This is a genomic window from Actinocrispum wychmicini, assembly GCF_004345645.1.
GTDB classification, from domain to species: domain Bacteria; phylum Actinomycetota; class Actinomycetes; order Mycobacteriales; family Pseudonocardiaceae; genus Kibdelosporangium; species Kibdelosporangium wychmicini.
This window is the reverse complement of sequence record NZ_SLWS01000022.1, coordinates 76876-95482: the sequence shown is the minus strand read 5'-3', so window position 1 is coordinate 95482 and position 18607 is coordinate 76876. Positions and strand designations below refer to the sequence as shown.

Annotated in this window: 2 protein-coding genes; both read right to left on the bottom strand. The window is 69.3% G+C overall.

Translation table 11 applies throughout. The annotated features are described in order from the left end of the window. Positions 1 to 6: 6 nt before the first annotated feature. Positions 7 to 9993 (bottom strand): SDR family NAD(P)-dependent oxidoreductase, encoded by a 9987-nt coding sequence (locus tag EV192_RS56680; RefSeq protein WP_424923455.1) that lies wholly within the window; start codon positions 9991 to 9993, stop codon positions 7 to 9. Next, positions 9990 to 18602, bottom strand: coding sequence for a type I polyketide synthase (locus tag EV192_RS52085; protein ID WP_132126269.1), 8613 nt, complete (start codon positions 18600 to 18602; stop codon positions 9990 to 9992). Before EV192_RS52085 ends, EV192_RS56680 begins: the two co-directional genes overlap by 4 nt. Positions 18603 to 18607: the final 5 nt, after the last annotated feature.

The following is an 18607-nucleotide window of genomic DNA, read 5'->3' as shown; positions in this document are numbered from 1 at the left end:
CTCCTTCTACAAGCGGTCAAGCCAGTCGTGGACGGCCTGCGCGGTCGTGCTCGCGTGTGCCTCCATCATCGTGAAGTGGTTGCCCGGCACGTCGATCACGGTGTTCGCGGACTCCCAGTCGGTCTGCCAGTCCTCGGCGCCCGGCACCGGCGGCTCGGACGACCGGACCAGCAGGGTCGGCACGGACAGCGGCCGCGGCTCCCACTCGGCGAGCAGCTCGAAGTACCAGGCCATCGCGGTGAGCCGGGCCGCGTCCATCCGCGCGAACATCTCCTCGCGCTCGAACATCCCGCCGATCAGCTCGTCCCGGAAGCGCTCGATCGGCGAGTCGGCCCTGGGCATGTACGTGTCGAGCAGGACGACGGCGGCAGGCGGCCGGCCCAGCTGTTCGAGCCGGCTGGCGGCCGCGTGCGCGAGCACACCTCCGGACGACGATCCCAGCAGGACGAACGGGTCGTCGCCGGCACACCGCAGCACGGACCCAGCCTGCACCTCGTTGACGGCGGCGCGCGTGGCCGGCAGCGGCTGTCCCTTGACGAAGCCCGGCGCCGGCAGCGCCCAGACATCCCGGACGTCCCGGAACGGCGACGCCAGCCGGGCGTACTGGTGCACCCCGGCCAACGCGACGTACGAGCTGAAGCAGACCAGGCTGGGCCTCGTCGTGCCGGACGCGAGCCGAACCGCGGGCATCGGGTCCAGGTCCTCGAAGGTCGGTCGGAGCAACGCGGCCCGTTGCAGCATCTCGAAACCCGCCGTCATCTTCCCGGTCTGGCAGCTCAGCCGGAACAACGCGCCAAGCGTCTCGGCCGCGTCGGCCCGCTCCGGCTGGGTCTCCTCGATCGCCAGTTCGGTGCGCAGGTGTTTGGCCAGGTCGGCGGGGGTCGGGAAGTCGAAGACGAGGGTCGGCGCGAGCCGCAGCCCGGTCACCTGGTTGAGCCGGTTGCGCAGCTCGACGGCGGTCAACGAGTCGAACCCGGAGTCCGCGACGCTCTGGTGCGCCCCGATCGCGTCGGCCTCGTGTCCCAGCACGACCGCCATCTGGCCACGGACGATCTCGGTCAGGATCCGCTCCTGTCCGTCGGCCGGCTCCGCCGCCAGCCGCTGCCGCAGGGTCGTGTCGTCCACGACCGCCACGGCTTTCCGCCTGGACGTCCGGACGACGTTCCGCAGCATCGGCGGCACCGCGTCGCCAGATGTCCTCAGCCGAACCGGAATCAGCGTTGCTTCGTCCACAGTAGACGCGAGGTCGAACAGCGCCAGCCCTTGCTCCTCGGACAGCGCCACCACTCCCCCGCGCGCCATCCGCCGCAGGTCCGCGTCGGCCAGCTTGGCGGTCATGCCGCTGCTGCCGTCCCACAGTCCCCACGCCAACGACCGCACCGGAGGCCCCTGGCTTGCTGCGAACGCGTCCAGGAAGGCGTTCGCGGCCGAGTAACTCGCCTGGCCCGCGCTGCCCAGCACGCCCGCCACCGACGAGAACAGCACGAACTCCCTCAAGTCCCTGTCCTTGGTCAGCTCGTGCAGTGCGACCACGGCGTTCACCTTGGGCCGCAACACTGTTCCGAGTCGCTCCGGGGTGAGCGCGGACACCACACCGTCGTCGGTGATGCCGGCGAGGTGAACGACCGCTGCCAGGTCAGGGATCTCGTCCAGGACTGCTTTCAACGCGACCCGGTCGGTGACGTCACACTGTCGCACGCGAATGTCGGCGGGCAGGTCCGGCGCCTCGCCACCGCGCCGGCTGACCAGGACGAGCCGCTCGACGCCGTGCCGCTCGACCAGGTGCCTGACCACTCGTCCACCCAGTTCGCCGCTCGCACCCGTCACCAGGACAGTGCCCTGGGCACGCCATTGGCCCGTCCCCGCTTCAATTCGGGCGAACCGCGGAACGCGCACGACACCGTCCCGGACCGACACCTGGGACTCGCCCGCGGCCAGGGCCTCCAGGACACCCTCGTCCGTGTCGACCAGGGCGAACCGGTCGGGGTGTTCCACCTGGGCCGACCGGACGAGCCCCCAAACCGCGGCCGCTGCCGGGTCCGTGACCTCGTCGACGGCGCCGCGGGTCACGAACACCAGCCGTGCGGCTGTCAGGGTGTCGTCGGCGACCCACTTCTGGATCAGGCCGAGCGCCGCCGTGGTCAGGTCGTGCGTCGCCTCGGCCAGGTCGGGTCCGCCCACGCAGGGGTAGAACACGGTGTCAGGGACGGTCATGCCGAGCGACGCGGCGTCCACAAGGGACTCAACGTCAGCGTAGGCTTCGACGTGCACGCCGGCGTCATCCAGGATCGCGCTCAGCTTGAGTTCGTCCGTGCCCACGACCGCACACCTGCGAACACGCACCGGCTCCGCCGGCGTCGCGTCTGTCCATTCCAGACGGAAGAGATCGCGCGTGCCAGGTAGCCGACCCTTCGTGATGGGACGCAGTACCAGTGATGCCACGGAAGCGACCGGCTGCCCGGAGGCGTCGGCGACGTCCAGCGACACCGAGTCCGGGCCGCTGCCGGTGAGCCGGACCCGGATCCTGGTGGCGCCGCTCGCGTGCAACGCCACTCCGGACCACGAGAACGGCAGGTAGCTCTGATTCTCCTGGGTGAACGCCAGGCCGAGCACGTGCAGTGCGGCATCCAGCAGCGCCGGGTGCAGCGCCATCGTGTCGTCGACCGGCAGTTCGACCTCGGCGAACATCTCGTCGCCTCGGTGCCACGCCGCTGCCAGACCCTGGAACGCCGGCCCGTACTCGACGCCGCCCTCGGGTTGGTCGTCGTAGATGCCGGCCACCTCGATCGCGTCCGCCCCGGCCGGCGGCCACTCGGTGAGGTCGACCGGCGTCGCCCTGACCGGGCCAAGAACTCCGGTGGCATGGCGGGTCCATGGCGCGTCGTCCGTGCTGGAGTGGACAGTCAGGGCGCGCCTGCCGGACTCGTCCGGTGCGGCGACCGCGACCTGCAGTTGGACCTTTCCATCCAGTACCAACGGTGTTTCAACGACGAGTTCGTCAATACCCTCGCACCCGGTCTGGTCGGCGGCGTGGATGGCGAGTTCCACGTACGCGGTGCCCGGTAGGACGACCGACCCGGCCACAACGTGGTCCGCGAGCCAGGGATGGGTGTGCAGGGACAGCGTGTTGGTGAAGAGGTAGCCGTCGTCAGCCAACGCGACTCCGGTACCCAGCAACGGATGGCCATGCCGGCGGGTCATGTCCGGCCAGTAGCGCTCGTGCTGGAATGGGTACGTCGGCAGGTCGACCCGGCGGCCGCCGGCCAGAACCTTTGTCCACTCAGGACTAAATCCGTCCACATGCAACAGGCCGATCGCGGTCGTCAGCGTGTTTTGTTCGGGCCGGTCGCGTCGCATCAACGCGACCCCGTCGGTGAGCGCGGACAGCACCCCGTCCGGCCCGATCTCCACGAACCGCGCCACACCTTCAGCTTTGAGCGCTTCCACACTGTCGTGGAACAGGACGGCGTCCCGGACCTGCCGGACCCAGTACTCCGGCGACTGGACGTCCCCGGCCATCGGGATCACCGGCGGCCCGAACCGAACGGTCTCGGCTACTTTCCGGAACTCGTCGAGCATTCCGTCCATGTGGTGGGAGTGGAAGGCATGACTGACGTTCAGCCGTTTGCCGTGGAACTTCGCTGTCAGCTCCAGGACCGCGTCCTCGTCCCCGGAGATCACGACCGCCTCCGGCCCGTTCACCGCCGCGATGTCCACCCGGTCGTCGAGGATGAGTTCTTCTGCAGGCACCCGAAGAGCGGCCATCGCGCCACCGGTTGGCAGCGCCTGCATCAGGCTCGCCCGCGCGGTCACCAACCGGCACGCGTCTTCAAGACCCATCACCCCGGCGACGTGCGCGGCGGCCAACTCCCCGATCGAATGGCCAAGCACGGCGTCGGGCCGCAGTCCCCACTCCTCGACCAGCCGGTACAACGCCACCTCAACGGCGAACAACGCCGGCTGCGCCCATCCGGTCTGGTCCAGCCCGTCGGTGTCCCCGAACACCACATCCCGCAACCCTGGCGCCATCAGCGCACAGACCTGGTCGAATGCCTCCGCGAACACCGGAAACTTCTCGTACAGCTCCCGGCCCATCCCGGCCCGTTGCGCGCCCTGCCCGGTGAACATGAAGGCGGTCCTGGTCACCCGGGCCAACCCAGTCGCCACGGCCCCATCTACAACGACCGCCCGATGGTCGAACACCGCGCGCGTAGTCGCCAACGAAAACCCAATATCCAACGGGTCCCCATCAAGCCCCATGACCCGCTCAACCAGCTCCTTAACCGCCCCTTCTCCCTTCCCAGCCACCACCCACGGCACCGGCCCCGCGTGTCTCGCGTTCCGGGACGCCGTGTCGCGCGTTCCCGTACCTTCAAATGCCTCCAGGATGACGTGTGCGTTGGTGCCGCTGACACCGAACGCGGACACTCCGGCGCGTCGGGGGTGGCCGTTGGGCCGCCAGTCCACCGGCTCGGTCAGGAGTCGGACGTTCCCCGCCGACCAGTCCACATGCGACGACGGCGTCTCCGCGTGCAGCGTCCTCGGCAGCACGCCGTGGCGCATCGCCAACACCATCTTGATCACACCCGCGATCCCGGCCGCCGCCTGGGTATGTCCGATGTTCGACTTCACCGACCCCAGCCACAGCGGCCGGTCACGATGTCCGAATGTTGACATTAGGGCATTAGCCTCGATCGGATCCCCCAACGAGGTCCCGGTGCCGTGCGCCTCGACCACGTCAATGTCGAATGTTGACATTCGGACATTGGCCAACGCCGCCCGAATCACCCGCTGCTGCGACGGACCATTTGGCGCCGTCAGGCCATTGGACGCGCCATCCTGGTTCACCGCACTGCCACGGACCACCGCGAGTACGCGATGCCCGTTGCGCTGCGCGTCGGACAGTCGTTCAACGACCAGCACGCCGACACCTTCCGACCAGCCGGTACCGTCGGCGTCGTCCGAGAACGCTTTGCACCGGCCGTCCTTGGCCAAACCCCGCTGACGGCTGAACTCGACGAACGCGCCCGGTGTCGTCATCACGGTCACGCCGCCGACCAACGCGAGCGTGCACTCGCCCTGCCGAAGCGCCTGACCGGCGAGATGCAGAGCGACCAAAGAGGACGAACACGCGGTGTCCACTGTCACCGCGGGCCCTTCCAGGCCGAACTGGTACGACACCCGCCCGGACAGCACACTGGCCGCGTTGCCGATGCCGGCGTACCCTTCGACGTTCTCGCGGGCCACGGCGAGCAAGGTCGGATAGTCCCGGCCGTTGGTCCCGGCGAACACACCGACCCGCTCGCCACGTACCGAGGCCGGGTCGATCCCGGCGTCCTCGAACGCCTCCCACGAGGTCTCCAGCAGCAGCCGTTGCTGCGGGTCCATCGCGAGCGCCTCACGCGGCGAGATCCCGAAGAACGCGGCGTCGAACTGGTCCGCCCCGGTGAGGAATCCGCCTTCGCGGGCGTAGGATGTGCCTTCGTGATCGGGGTCGGGATCGTAGAGCGCGTCGACGTCCCAGCCCCGGTCGGTCGGGAACGACGTGATCGCGTCGCCGCCGTCCCGCAGCAGTTTCCATAGGTCCTCAGGAGACCGTACGCCGCCAGGGAACCGGCAGCTCATCCCGACGATCGCGATCGGCTCGTCGACGGCGACCGCGGTCGGGGCAGCCGTCTCGGGGGTTTCCCCGGCCAGTTCCGCACTGATGTGCGCGGCGAGCGCGGTGGCCGTCGGATAGTCGTAGACCAATGTGGACGGAAGGCGCATGCCGGTGCCCGCGTTGAGCCGGTTGCGGAGTTCGACCGCGGTCAACGAATCGAAGCCGAGGTCCTTGAACGTGCGGTCTGGCGAGAGCCGCGCATGGTCGCCGTGCCCGAGCACAGTGGCCACATTGGACAGTACGAGGTCCAGGATCGCCGTTTCGGACAGGTCGGTGACCCGGCTGGTCGTGCTGGCGGCCGGCCGGCCGTGCAAGACCGTGGTGTCCAGGCGCATGGGCAGCAGCATCGAGTTGTCGCTGCCCAGAACCGCGTCGAACAGACGGAGACCCTCGGCGGCCGACAACGGGGTCATGCCGTAACGGGCCATCCGACGGATGTCGACCTCGGTCAGGTCGCCCGTCATCCCGCCGTCCCACGCACCCCAAGCAAGCGACAGCCCCGGCAGCCCGGCCGCGCGTCGGTGCGCCGCCAACGCGTCCAGGAAAGCGTTCGCGGCGGCGTAACTGCCTTGTCCGGCCGAGCCGAGCGTGCCGGCGGCCGACGAGAACATGACGAACGCGGACAGGTCCTTGGTCAGCTCGTGCAGGTTCAGCGCGGCCACGGCCTTGGCTTCGAGGACCTGGTCGAGCCGCTCGGGGGTCAGCGCGGAGACCACGCCGTCGTCCAGGACACCCGCGAGATGGATGACGGCGTTCAGGGACGGAATCGTGGCCAGCAGGTCGCTCAGCGCGTCGCGGTCGGCCACGTCGCAGGCGGCGACGGTGACTGTGGCGCCGAGTTCCGCCGCAAGTTCCTGGGCACCAGGCGCTTGGATGCCACGCCGGCTGACCAGGACGAGGTCCTTTACGCCGTGCTCAGTCACGATGTGTCGGGCGAGCAGGCTGCCGAGCACGCCCGTGCCGCCGGTGATCAGCACTGTGCCGTGCAGACTGCCGGGTGTCGCGGACGCGTGGGCCAGGCGTGGAGCGAGGATCTTCCCGGCCCGGACCGCCACCTGCGGCTCACCCGAACTGATCGCCGTGGCCACCTCGGCGGTCCCGTCCGTGTCGACGAGGACAAACCTGCCCGGGTTCTCCGACTGCGCCGACCTTACGAGCCCCCACACAGAGCTCGCGGCGAGGTCGGACACTGGGTCGTCGGGCCCGGCGGCGACCGCGCCCCGGGTCACGATCACCAGCCGCTCCTCAGCCCACCCCGGTTCCTCGGTCCACACCGGCTCCCCGGCCCGCACCGGCTCGTCGGTCCGCACCGGCTTCTCGGCCCGCGCTGGCTCCTCGCGCCCATCCGTGACCGCTTGCACCCGGCTGAGGACCTCGTGGACCGCCGCTTCGCCGCTGACTTCGAAGACGGTGTGGTCGCCCGGGTCGGGGCCCGGCTCGACGGGCGTCCAGTCGAGCCGGAACAGCGACTCCGGCCGGTCAACGGTCGGCCAGTACCGCTGCCGCTGGAAGGCGTACGTAGGCAGGTCGACGATCTTCCCGCCGCCCAGAATCCTCGTCCACTCCGGACTGTGGCCCGCCATGTGCAACCGGCCAACACCAGACATGAGCGTGTCCGCCTGCGGTTTGTCGCGGCGCATCAACGGAATCCCATCAACCAGAGCGGACAGCACACCGTCCGGTCCGATCTCCACGAAGCGCACCACGCCTTCGCCCTTGAGCGCTTCCACGCCGTCGTGGAACCGGACCGCGTCCCGCACCTGACGCACCCAGTACTCCGCCTCAACCACATCACCACCAGCGGCGGCCACCATCGGGATCGACGGCCGCTCGAACCGCACGCTCCGCACCACTTCACGGAACTCCGCCAACATGGGGTCCATCAAGGGTGAGTGGAACGCGTGACTCACCCGCAACCGCTTGCCCTCGAACCGTTCGGCGATTCCGAGAGCAGTGCTCTCGTCTCCGGAGAGCACCACGGCTCCGGGACCGTTCACCGCGGCGATGCTCACCCGCTCATCCAGGAAGGGAGCGACCTCGTCCTCGGTGGCCCGTAAGGCGATCATCGCGCCACCGGGCGGCAGCGCCTGCATCAGCCCCGCGCGCGCCGCGACCAGACGACAGGCATCCGCCAACCCGAAGACCCCAGCGACGTGCGCCGCCGCGAACTCGCCGATGGAGTGCCCGAGCACAAAGTCCGGCACCAGCCCCCAGGACTCGACCAACCGGTACAACGCCACCTCGACCGCGAACAACGCCGGCTGAGTGAACCCAGTCTGGTCAAGCCCCTCCTCGACCCCGAAGACGACCCCCCTGAGCCGGCCCGGAAACAACGCGCACACCTCGTCGAACGCGTCCGCGAACACCGGATACCCGGCGTACAACTCGGCCCCCATCCCGGCCCACTGAGCTCCTTGCCCGGTGAACAAGAACGCGGTGCTTCCTTCACGAACCGTATCGATGGCGGTGTCGATGGCGTCCAGTTGCCGAGCGAAGTCCCGCGGCTCCCGGCCCACCAGCACCGACCTGTACTCGAACGCGGCCCGCGTGGTAGCCAGCGAGAACCCGACATCCAAGACGTTCGTGTGGTCCATCACCGCGGACTTCAGGCGCGCAGCCTGCGCCCGTAACGCGGCCTGGTCGCGAGCGGACACCAGCCACGGCACCACCCGGCGCTCGTCAACACGAATGTCAACATCCGGAACCTCTGCACGAGGCGACGGCGCCACCGCCCCAATGTCAACATTCAGACATTCACCACCAGACGACTCCCCCGCCCGCCCAATGTCAACATTCGAAACCCCAGCACCCAGCGACGCCGCCCTTGTCCGAATGTCAACATCCCGAACCCCGACACGAGGTGATGGCGCCATCGGCCGAATGTCAACATTCGGAACCTCGGCACCCAGCGCCCCCGCCACCCGTCCAATGTCAACATTCGGAACTTCGACATTCGGTGGCTGCTCGATGACAATGTGCGCGTTCGTGCCGCTGGCTCCGAACGATGAGATCCCGGCTCGCCTCGACCGACCGGTGCTGGGCCACGGCACGGATTCGGTCAGCAGCCGGGCGTTGCCCGCCGACCAGTCCACGTGCGACGTCGGTTCGGTCACGTGCAAAGTGGGTGGCAGCACGCCGTGCCGGATCGCCATCACCATCTTGATCACCCCGGCCACCCCGGCCGCCGCCTGGGTGTGCCCGATGTTCGACTTCACCGACCCCAGCCACAGCGGCGTTCCCCGGTCCTGACCGTAGGTCGCCAACAACGCCTGAGCCTCGATCGGGTCGCCGAGAGCCGTGCCAGTCCCGTGCGCCTCCACCGCGTCAATGTCGAATGTTGACAATCCAGCGTTGGCCAACGCCGCCCGAATCACCCGCTGCTGCGAAGGACCGTTCGGCGCGGTCAACCCGTTCGACGCGCCGTCCTGGTTCACCGCCGAACCCCGCACCACGGCCAGCACAGGATGGCCGAGCCGCTCAGCCACCGACAACCGTTCCAGCACAAGCATTCCGGCGCCCTCGCCCCAAGCAGTGCCGTCCGCGTCGGTGGAGAACGCCTTGCACCGGCCGTCCAAAGCCAAGCCCCGCTGACGGCTGAACGCGATGAACGCCGCCGGGGTCGCCATCACGGTCGCGCCGCCCGCGAGCGCCAGGGAACACTCCCCCTGACGCAACGCCTGAGCCGCCAAGTGCAGCGCGACGAGCGAAGACGAGCACGCGGTGTCGATGGTGACGGCCGGCCCTTCCAGTCCCAAGGTGTACGAGACACGGCCAGAGACCACGGCCGCCGCGTTCCCCGTCGTCAGGTAACCGTCGTCGCCTGAGGCGGACAGCGCGAGCACGGTCCCGTAGTCCTGGCCGTTGGTTCCAGCGAACACCCCGACTCGTTCGCCGCGCAGTGACACCGGGTCGATCCCGGCTCGTTCCAGCGCCTCCCAGGACGTTTCCAGCAACAGCCGTTGCTGTGGGTCCATCGCGAGCGCCTCACGCGGCGAGATCCCGAAGAACGCCGGGTCGAAGTCGCCCGCGTCGGCCAGGAAGCCGCCGCGAAGCACATAGGACTTGCCGGGCGCGTCCGGATCGGGGTCGTACAGGTCGGCCGGGCTCCAGCCACGGTCGGCGGGGAACGGCGTGATCGCGTCCACGCCGTCGGCGACGAGCTGCCACAGCTGCTCCGGAGTGGTCACGCCGCCGGGCAGGCGGCAGCCCATCCCGACCACCGCTATCGGCTCCGTGTCCCGGCCTTCGACCTCGCGCAGCCGCTCGCGGGTCTGCTTCAGCTCGGCGGTGACCCGGCGCAGGTAGTCGAGCAGCTTCTCGTCGCTCATCAGGACATCCCCAGATCGTTGTCGATGAAGGCGAACAGCTCGTCCGTGGACGCCGTGAGCAGGTCCATGCCCCCTGTGCCGCCGACCCGCGCGGTGAGTGTGGTCAGCAGGGCCTGCAGCTGGGACGTGATCCGGGTGGCCTCCAGCTCGGCCGCGGGCAGCTCGGTCAACGCGGCACGCAACCGGTCGAAGTCGGCCAGCACGGACTTGGCGGGACCGGGTTCCACCAGGGCGCACAGGTGCGCGGCCAGCGCTGCGGGACTGGCGTGGTCGAACACGATCGTGGACGGCAGTGTGAGCCCGGTCGTCGCGGACAACACGTTCCGCAACTCCACCGCGGTCAGTGAGTCGAACCCGAGGTCCTTGAACGCCCGGCCCGGTTCGACCGAGGCCGGGCCGGCGTAGCCGAGCACGGCGGCGACCTGGGTACGGACAAGCTGAAGCGCGTCCGGGCCGGTCAGGGCGGTGACACCGACCGGTGTCGGCTGAGTGGCCGCGGGGATGTCCGCCAGCAGCCGGCTCGGTCGGGCGGCGGTGAACCCGGGTGTGAAGCGCTCCCAGTCGATATCCGCGACCGTCACGCATGTTTCGTCACGGTCCAGGGCGCGTTGCAACGCGGTGATCGCCAGATCCGGTGGCATCGCGAGGACACCGCCTCGGCGTTGACGGATCTGCGCGGCCATGCCGCCGTCCGCCCAAGGGCCCCAGGCGATGGCGGTCGCGACTTGGCCGCGTGCCCGCCGCCGCTGGGCGAGGGCGTCCAAGGCCGCGTTGGCGGCCGCGTAGTTGCCTTGTCCGGCCGATCCGATCGTCCCGGACAGCGACGAGAACAGCACGAACGCCGACAGGTCCCCGGTCAACGCGTCCAGGTGCCATGCGGAGTCCACTTTGGACCGCATGACGGTCTCGAACCGTTCCGGGGTCAAGGAATCCAGCACGCCGTCGTCGAGGACGCCGGCAGCGTGGAACACAGCGGTCGGTTGGCGCCCGGCGAGCAGACCGCGAAGGGCCTCCCGATCCGCAACGTCGCACGCGGCGATCGTGACCTCGGCGCCGAGCGCGGTCAGTTCGTCCGAGAGTTCGGCGGCACCGGGCGCGTCAGGTCCGCTGCGGCTGGTCAACACCAGGTGGACGCCTGGCCGGGCCAGCCACCGGGCGACGTGCCCACCCAGCGCACCCGTGCCGCCGGTGACCAGGACCGTTCCCTCCGGCCGCCACTCCGAAGCCACGGTGTCCGCCGTGGCACGGACCAACCTGCGGCCGTGGACGCCGTCCGGCCGGACCGACACCTGATCCTCGCCCGTGCCGGCCAGAACACCGGCCAGCCGCGCCGCGGCGACCGAATCGAGCGACTCCGGCACGTCGACGAGACCGCCCCACCGCTCGGGGTGTTCCAACGCGGCGACCCGACCCAGACCCCACACCGCCGCGTCCCGGGTGACGCACCAGAGCGGGGCGTTCACCGAGATGTCCCCGAGGGCTTGGACGAGCGTTGCCGTGCCAACCACGTCGAGCAGCGACAGCACACCCTGGATCTCGACCGGCATCACCTCGCGCAGGCTCGCCGCCAGTCCCGCGCGCCCCGACTCGCCGACCGCCAAGGTGACCGTCTTGGCGCCGTGCTCCTCAAGGCCGCGCGTGAGTTCGTCGGCGGTTCGGCCGGACGGCACGACCACCAGCCAACTGCCGGTCAGCGTGCCGGACGGTTCGGCGACCGGCGCCCAGTCGATCCGGTACCGCCATTCGTCCACAATGGATCGGGACGGGCCCGGCAGGGCATGCTCCGGCCAGTACCGTTGCCGCTCGAAGGGGTACGTCGGCAGGTCGACCCGACGCGCGCCGGCGAACAGCGCCGACCAGTCCGGTGCCTGCCCGTGCACGTGCAGTTGGGCGATCGCCGTGGTCAGGGTGCCGGCCTCCGGCTTGCCCTTCCGCATCACCGGGACGACGGCCATGTCGACGTCCAAGAACCCACGCGCCATGGCGGACAGCACGCTGTGCGGCCCGATCTCGACGAATCGCCGAACACCCGCGTCCACCAGCGAAAGCACGGCCTGATGGAAGCGGACCTCGGCGCGGGCCTGGGTCACCCAGTACTCCGGGTCGGTGAAGTCGCCGAGCCGGCCGGTGACCGTGGAGACGACCGGAATCCGCGCCGGCGACATCGGAATCTCGTGCGCGACCTCGGCGAAAGAGGCCAGCATGTCGTCCATGAGCGGGGAGTGGAAGGCGTGGCTCACGCGCAGCCGTTTGTGCTCGAACCGCTCGGCAATTGCGAGAGCAGTGCTCTCGTCTCCGGAGATCACCACGGTGTCCGGCCCGTTGACCGCCGCGATGCTGACACCGTCGGCAAGCAAAGGCCTGACGACCCGTTCCGACGCGCGCAACGACACCATCGCGCCGCCGGCCGGCAGCGCCTGCATCAGCCGGCCGCGGGCGGCGACCAGGCGACACGCGTCCGCCAACGAGAACACACCTGCCACGTGGGCGGCCACCAACTCGCCGATGGAATGGCCGACGAGCAGGTCCGGACGGACATCCCACGCCTCCATCAGGCGGTACAGCGCCACTTCGACGGCGAACAACGCCGGCTGCGTGTAGCCGGTATCGTCCAGGCCGTCACCGTCGAGGATCACGTCCCGTAGCGACCGGTCCAACTCCGGGTCGACGTGCGCGCACACCGCGTCGAAGGCGTCAGCGAAGACGGGGAACTCCTGGTAGAGCTCACGGCCCATGCCCGCCCACTGCGCGCCCTGCCCGCTGAACATGAACGCGCACTTCGCTCCTGGGTCCGCCGTGCCGATCCGGGCGTTCGCGGCGTGCCGGCCGGCGGCGAGCGCCTCCAGGCCGTGGATCAGCTCCGCGTGGTCCTCGCCCACGACCACCGCCCGGTGTTCCATGACCGTGCGGCCGGCCAGGGAGAAGCCGACATCGGTGTCGTCGAGCTCGGCGACGTGGGCAACAAGCTGGCGGGCCTGGGCTTGGAGGGCCTCGTTCGTTCGCCCGGACAGCACCCAGGGCACGACCGCCGGGCGCGGCGGGCGTCGCGGCGGGGTGGCGGGCTCGGTGGCCGGCGCCTCCTCCAAGACGAGGTGCGCGTTCGTACCACTGAAGCCGAACGAGGAGACCCCCGCGCGCCGGGCCCGGACGCCACGCGGCCAGTCGACCGGCAATGTCAACATTCGGACATCACCACCGGACCAGTCCACATGCGACGACGGCGTCTCCGCGTGCAGCGTCCTCGGCAGCACGCCGTGGCGCATCGCCAACACCATCTTGATCACACCCGCGATCCCGGCCGCCGCCTGAGTGTGTCCGATGTTCGACTTCACCGACCCCAACCACAACGGCCGGTCACGATGTCCGAATGTTGACATTAGGGCATTGGCCTCGATCGGATCCCCCAACGAGGTCCCAGTGCCATGCGCCTCCACCACGTCAATGTCGAATGTTGACATTCGGGCATCAGCGAGCGCGGCGCGGATCACCCGCTGCTGCGAAGGACCGTTCGGCGCGGTCAGCCCGTTGGAGGCGCCATCCTGGTTAACCGCACTGCCACGGATGACCGCGAGCACAGGGTGGCCGTTGCGCTGCGCGTCGGACAGGCGCTCCACGAGAACCAGCCCGGCGCCTTCACCCCAACCCGTGCCGTCGGCGTCGTCCGAGAACGCTTTGCACCGACCGTCCTTGGCCAAGCCCCGCTGACGGCTGAACTCGACGAACGCGCCGGGCGTGGACATCACCGTCACGCCGCCCGCCAAGGCCATCTCGCATTCGCCGTGCCGTATTGCCCGTACCGCGAGATGCAGCGCGACCAGGGACGACGAGCAAGCGGTATCGACCGACATCGCGGGGCCTTCGAGTCCGAACGTGTACGACAGCCGGCCGGACAGCACGCTCGCCGAGTTCCCGGTGCCGACCTGCCCCTCCGGCCCGTTCGCCCCGGCGAACAGCACGGCCGGGTAGTCCTGGCCGTTGGTGCCGGTGAACACGCCGATCTGTGCGCCGCGCACCGAATTCGGGTCGATCCCGGCCCGCTCGAACGTCTCCCACGCGACCTGGAGCAACAGCCGCTGCTGCGGGTCCATGCCGAGCGCCTCACGCGGGGAGATGCCGAAGAACACCGGGTCGAACTCGGCGGCGTCGGCCAGGAACCCGCCTTCGCGGACGTAGCTCGTGCCGGGCATGTCCGGGTCCGGGTGGTAGAGGTCGGCCCAGCCGCGGTCGGCGGGGAACGCCGAGATCCCGTCCCGGCCGGCGGCGAGCAGTTCCCACAGCTCCTCCGGCGACCGAACACCGCCTGGGTAACGGCATCCCATGGCGACGATCGCGATCGGCTCTTCATCCACTTTGGGCATCGTGACCGCAGCGGGCTCGTCGTGGGTCCCGCTGAGATGGTCGGCCAGGTCCGCCGGTGTCGGATAGTCGAAGACCATTGTGGACGGAAGCGCCAGACCGGTCACGTCCCGGAGCCGGTTGCGCATCTGCACGGCCGTCAACGAGTCGAATCCCAGGTCGCGAAACGCCCGGCCGGGTTCGATACCGGTCGCGTTCGGGTAACCCAGGACCGCGGCGGCCTGGTCGAGAACGAGCGTGAGCCACTCCGTCGCCGAGCGGTGCCGGTCCAGCTCACCGGCGGGCTGATCCCCCTGCCGCGCCTCGGGAATCTCGGCCAGCAACGGTCGGGACCGGGCGGACATGAACGCCGGGGCGAACCGGGACCAGTCGACGTCGGTGACCGTGAGGGTAATCTCGCCGCCGTCAAGCGCCTGCTGCAGCGCGCCGATCGCGGTCTCGGGCGACAGTGGACGGAAACCGCGCCGCCGCAGGTGCTCCCGCGCTTCGGTCTTCGCGGCCATGCCCATGCCGCTCCACGGTCCCCATGCGATCGATGTGGCGGCAAGTCCTTGCGCAGCACGATGTTCAGCCAGTGCGTCCAGATAGGCGTTCGCGGCGGCGTACGCGCCTTGACCGCCACCGCCCCAAACTCCCGCGTTCGAGGCGAACATCACGAACGCGTCCACCGGACCCAGGAGCTCGTGCAAGTTCGCGGCGCCGACGACTTTGGCCCGCATGCCTTCGGTGAACTCGGCCAGATCGGTGTCCGCCAGCGCCGCCGGCCGGCTGACCCCGGCGGCGTGCACCACCGCTCGGATGGGAGTGTCAGCCAGACTGTCCACCAGAACAGACAACGCGTCTCGGTCGGCGACGTCGCAGGCGACGATCCGGACCTCCGCGCCCAACTTGGTGAGTTCGGCCTGGAGGTCGACGGCGCCGTCTGCGGCGAGACCGCCCCGGCTGGTCAGGACCAGTCGCTGGGCGCCGCCGCGGGCGAGCCACCGGGCAACCTCGGCACCCAGCGCGCCCGTACCACCGGTGATGAGGACTGTGCCGTCGGGTTTCCATGTTTGGCGGGCCTGGTGGGCCGGCGCGTGCACGAGCCGCCTGACGAACACACCCGACGCCCTGATGGCGAGCTGGTCCTCATCGTCCACACCGGACAACACAGCTGCCAGCCTGGCCGCAGCTCGTTCGTCCACAATAGATGGCAGGTCGATCAGGCCGCCCCAGCGATCCGGGTGTTCCAGGCCGACCACCTGGCCGAGCCCCCAGACCTGGGCCTGCACCGGGTTGGCCAGCGGGTCCGAACGACCGGTGGACACCGCTCTCCTGGTAGCCAGCCACAGCGGGGCCGTGGTGTCGCCCAAGGCCTGCACGAGGGCGAGCGTCAACGCCAAACCTTTGGCGGGCAACCCTTCCTCGGCCAGTGCCAGCAACGACAGCACGCCGTCAAAGTGCTCGGGAAGCTGGATCGTCCGCGGGTCGTCAAGGTCGATCCGGACGACGTCGACACCGGCCAGTGCGGCCATGACGTCATCGACGTCGTGCCCAGCGGGAACAACGACCAGCCAACGGCCGCTCAACCTCGGTTGGGGCACCTCGGCCACCGGCCGCCATACCACCCGGTACCGCAACGGATGGGATTCCGCAGGTCGCGCCGGCCCTTCCAGCCAGTACCGTTGGCGCTGGAACGCGTAGGTCGGCAGGTCGACGCGGGTGGCGCCGCTGCGGTCGAAGAACTTGTCCCAGTCTGGCGAGTGGCCGCGGACGTGCAGCTCTGCCAACGCGGTCAGCAGCGTGGTGATCTCCGGTCGATCGCGGCGCATGACCGGCACCGCTTCGGTGTCGACGCAGTCCTGCGCCATCGCGGACAGCACACCGTCCGGGCCGATCTCGACGTACGTGGACACCCCTTTGGCGTCCAAAGCCCGCATGGTGTCGTAGAACCGGACGGTGTCGCGGACATGCTGGACCCAGTACTCCGGGCTGGTCACGTCCCCGTTCGCGATCACTGGAATCGTGGGCGAACGGAATTCGATTCCCTGTATCGCCTTGCGGAATTCGACGAGCATCGGGTCCATCAAGGCCGAGTGGAACGCGTGACTGACTCTCAGCCGCTTGTGCCGCAACGCTTTGACGACGTCCAGAACGGCTTCTTCGACACCGGACACGACCACGGAGTTCGGACCGTTCACCGCGGCGAGGTCGGCACCGGGGACCAGCAGCCGTCGAACATCCTCTTCGGACGCCTGGACCGAGAACATCGCCCCGCCCGCAGGCAACGCGTCCATCAAGCGCGCACGGGCCGTGACCAACCGGCACGCATCGGCCAACGAGAACACCCCGGCGACGTGCGCCGCCGCCAGTTCACCCACCGAGTGGCCCGCGACGAACTGTGGTCGCACACCCCAGGATTCCAGCAACCGGTACACGGCGGTCTCCACCGCGAACAGGGCAGGCTGTGTGAACCGGGTGCAGTCGAGCGACTCACCGCCGAAGATCACCTCACGCAGGCCGGACTCACAGTGCGCACAAACCTCGTCGAACGCCTTGGCGAACACCGGAAACGTCGCATGAAGCTCCCGAGCCATCCCGGCCCGCTGAGCCCCCTGTCCGGAGAACAAGAACGCCACCCTGCCCGGCTTCCCCTGAACAACCCCCTGCGCCACCTGCTGAAAATCGCCAAGCAAGACGGCACGATGTTCCAACGCCGCCCGACTGGTCGCCAGCGAGTACGCCACATCCACCGGCCGCAGTTCCGGATGGCCTTCAACGTGCTCACGAAGCCGCCCCACCTGCTCCCGCAACGCCTCCCCACTCCGCCCCGACACCACCCACACGTCGCCGTGTCGCGCGTTCCCGTACGGTGTGTCTCCCGTTCCGGGACCTTGAGTTTCCCTTTCCGGGGGCGATTCCAGGATCACGTGGGCGTTCGTGCCGCTGATACCGAAGGACGACACCGCCGCTCGGCGGTCTCCCTCGGTCCACGGCACGGCTTCGGTCAGCAGTCGGACAGCGCCGCTGGACCAGTCAATGTGCTTGGAGGGTTCGTCGACGTGGAGGGTCATCGGCAGCAGGCCGTGCCGCATGGCCAGGACCATCTTGATCACGCCGGCGACACCGGCGGCGGCCTGGGTGTGTCCGATGTTCGACTTTACCGACCCCAACCACAGCGGCCGGTCACGATGTCCGAATGTTGACATTAGGGCATTAGCCTCGATCGGGTCACCGAGCGACGTCCCAGTGCCGTGCGCCTCGACCGCGTCAATGTCGAATGTTGACATTCCGGCGTTCGCCAACGCGGCACGGATGACGTGCTGCTGGGCGGGACCGTTCGGCGCGGTCAAACCGTTGGACGCGCCGTCCTGGTTCACCGCGCTGCCACGGATCACGGCCAGAACCGGGTGCCCGGCCTGTTGTGCGTCGGACAGGCGTTCCAGCAACAGCATGCCGACACCTTCGGACCAGCTGGTGCCGTCGGCCGCTTCGGCGAACGGCTTGCACCGGCCGTCCGGCGCCAATCCGCGCTGCCGACTGAACTCCACGAACATCAGCGGGGTGGCCATCACGGACGCGCCACCCACGACCGCCAACGAACAGTCGCCCTGCCGCAACGCGTGTGCGGCCAGATGCATCGCCACCAACGACGACGAGCACGCCGTGTCGATCGTGATCGCCGGGCCTTCGAGCCCGAACGTGTACGCGATCCGGCCAGACAGTACGGAAGTCGCGTTCCCGGCGAGAATCAGCCCTTCCAGCCCCTCGGGCAGCTCGGTCAGTCCCGATCCGTAACCGGACGACGCCGCGCCGATGAACACCCCACCCTTGGCGCCGCGGACCGACGCCGGGTCGATGCCGGCGCGCTCGAACAGCTCCCACGCCGTCTCCAGCAACAACCGCTGCTGCGGGTCGGTCGCGGTCGCCTCGTTCGGGGACATCCCGAAGAACGCTGGGTCGAAGTCGGCGACGTCCCGCAGGAAACCGCCTTCGCGCGCGTACGACGTGCCGGGGGCGTCCGGGTCGGGGTCGTAGAAGTCGTCGATGTTCCAGCCCCGGTCGGCCGGGAACGGCTCGATGGCGTCACCGCCGCCGCGGACCAGCTCCCACAGGTCCTCCGGCGACCGCACCCCGCCAGGGAACCGGCAGCTCATCGCCACCACGGCGATGGGTTCGCGGGCGCGTTCCTCGACCTCGGTCAGGCGCCGCCGCGTCTGCCGCAGATCGGCGGTGACCCGCTTGAGGTAGTCGAGGTACTTGTCCTCGTCGGCCACGTGAC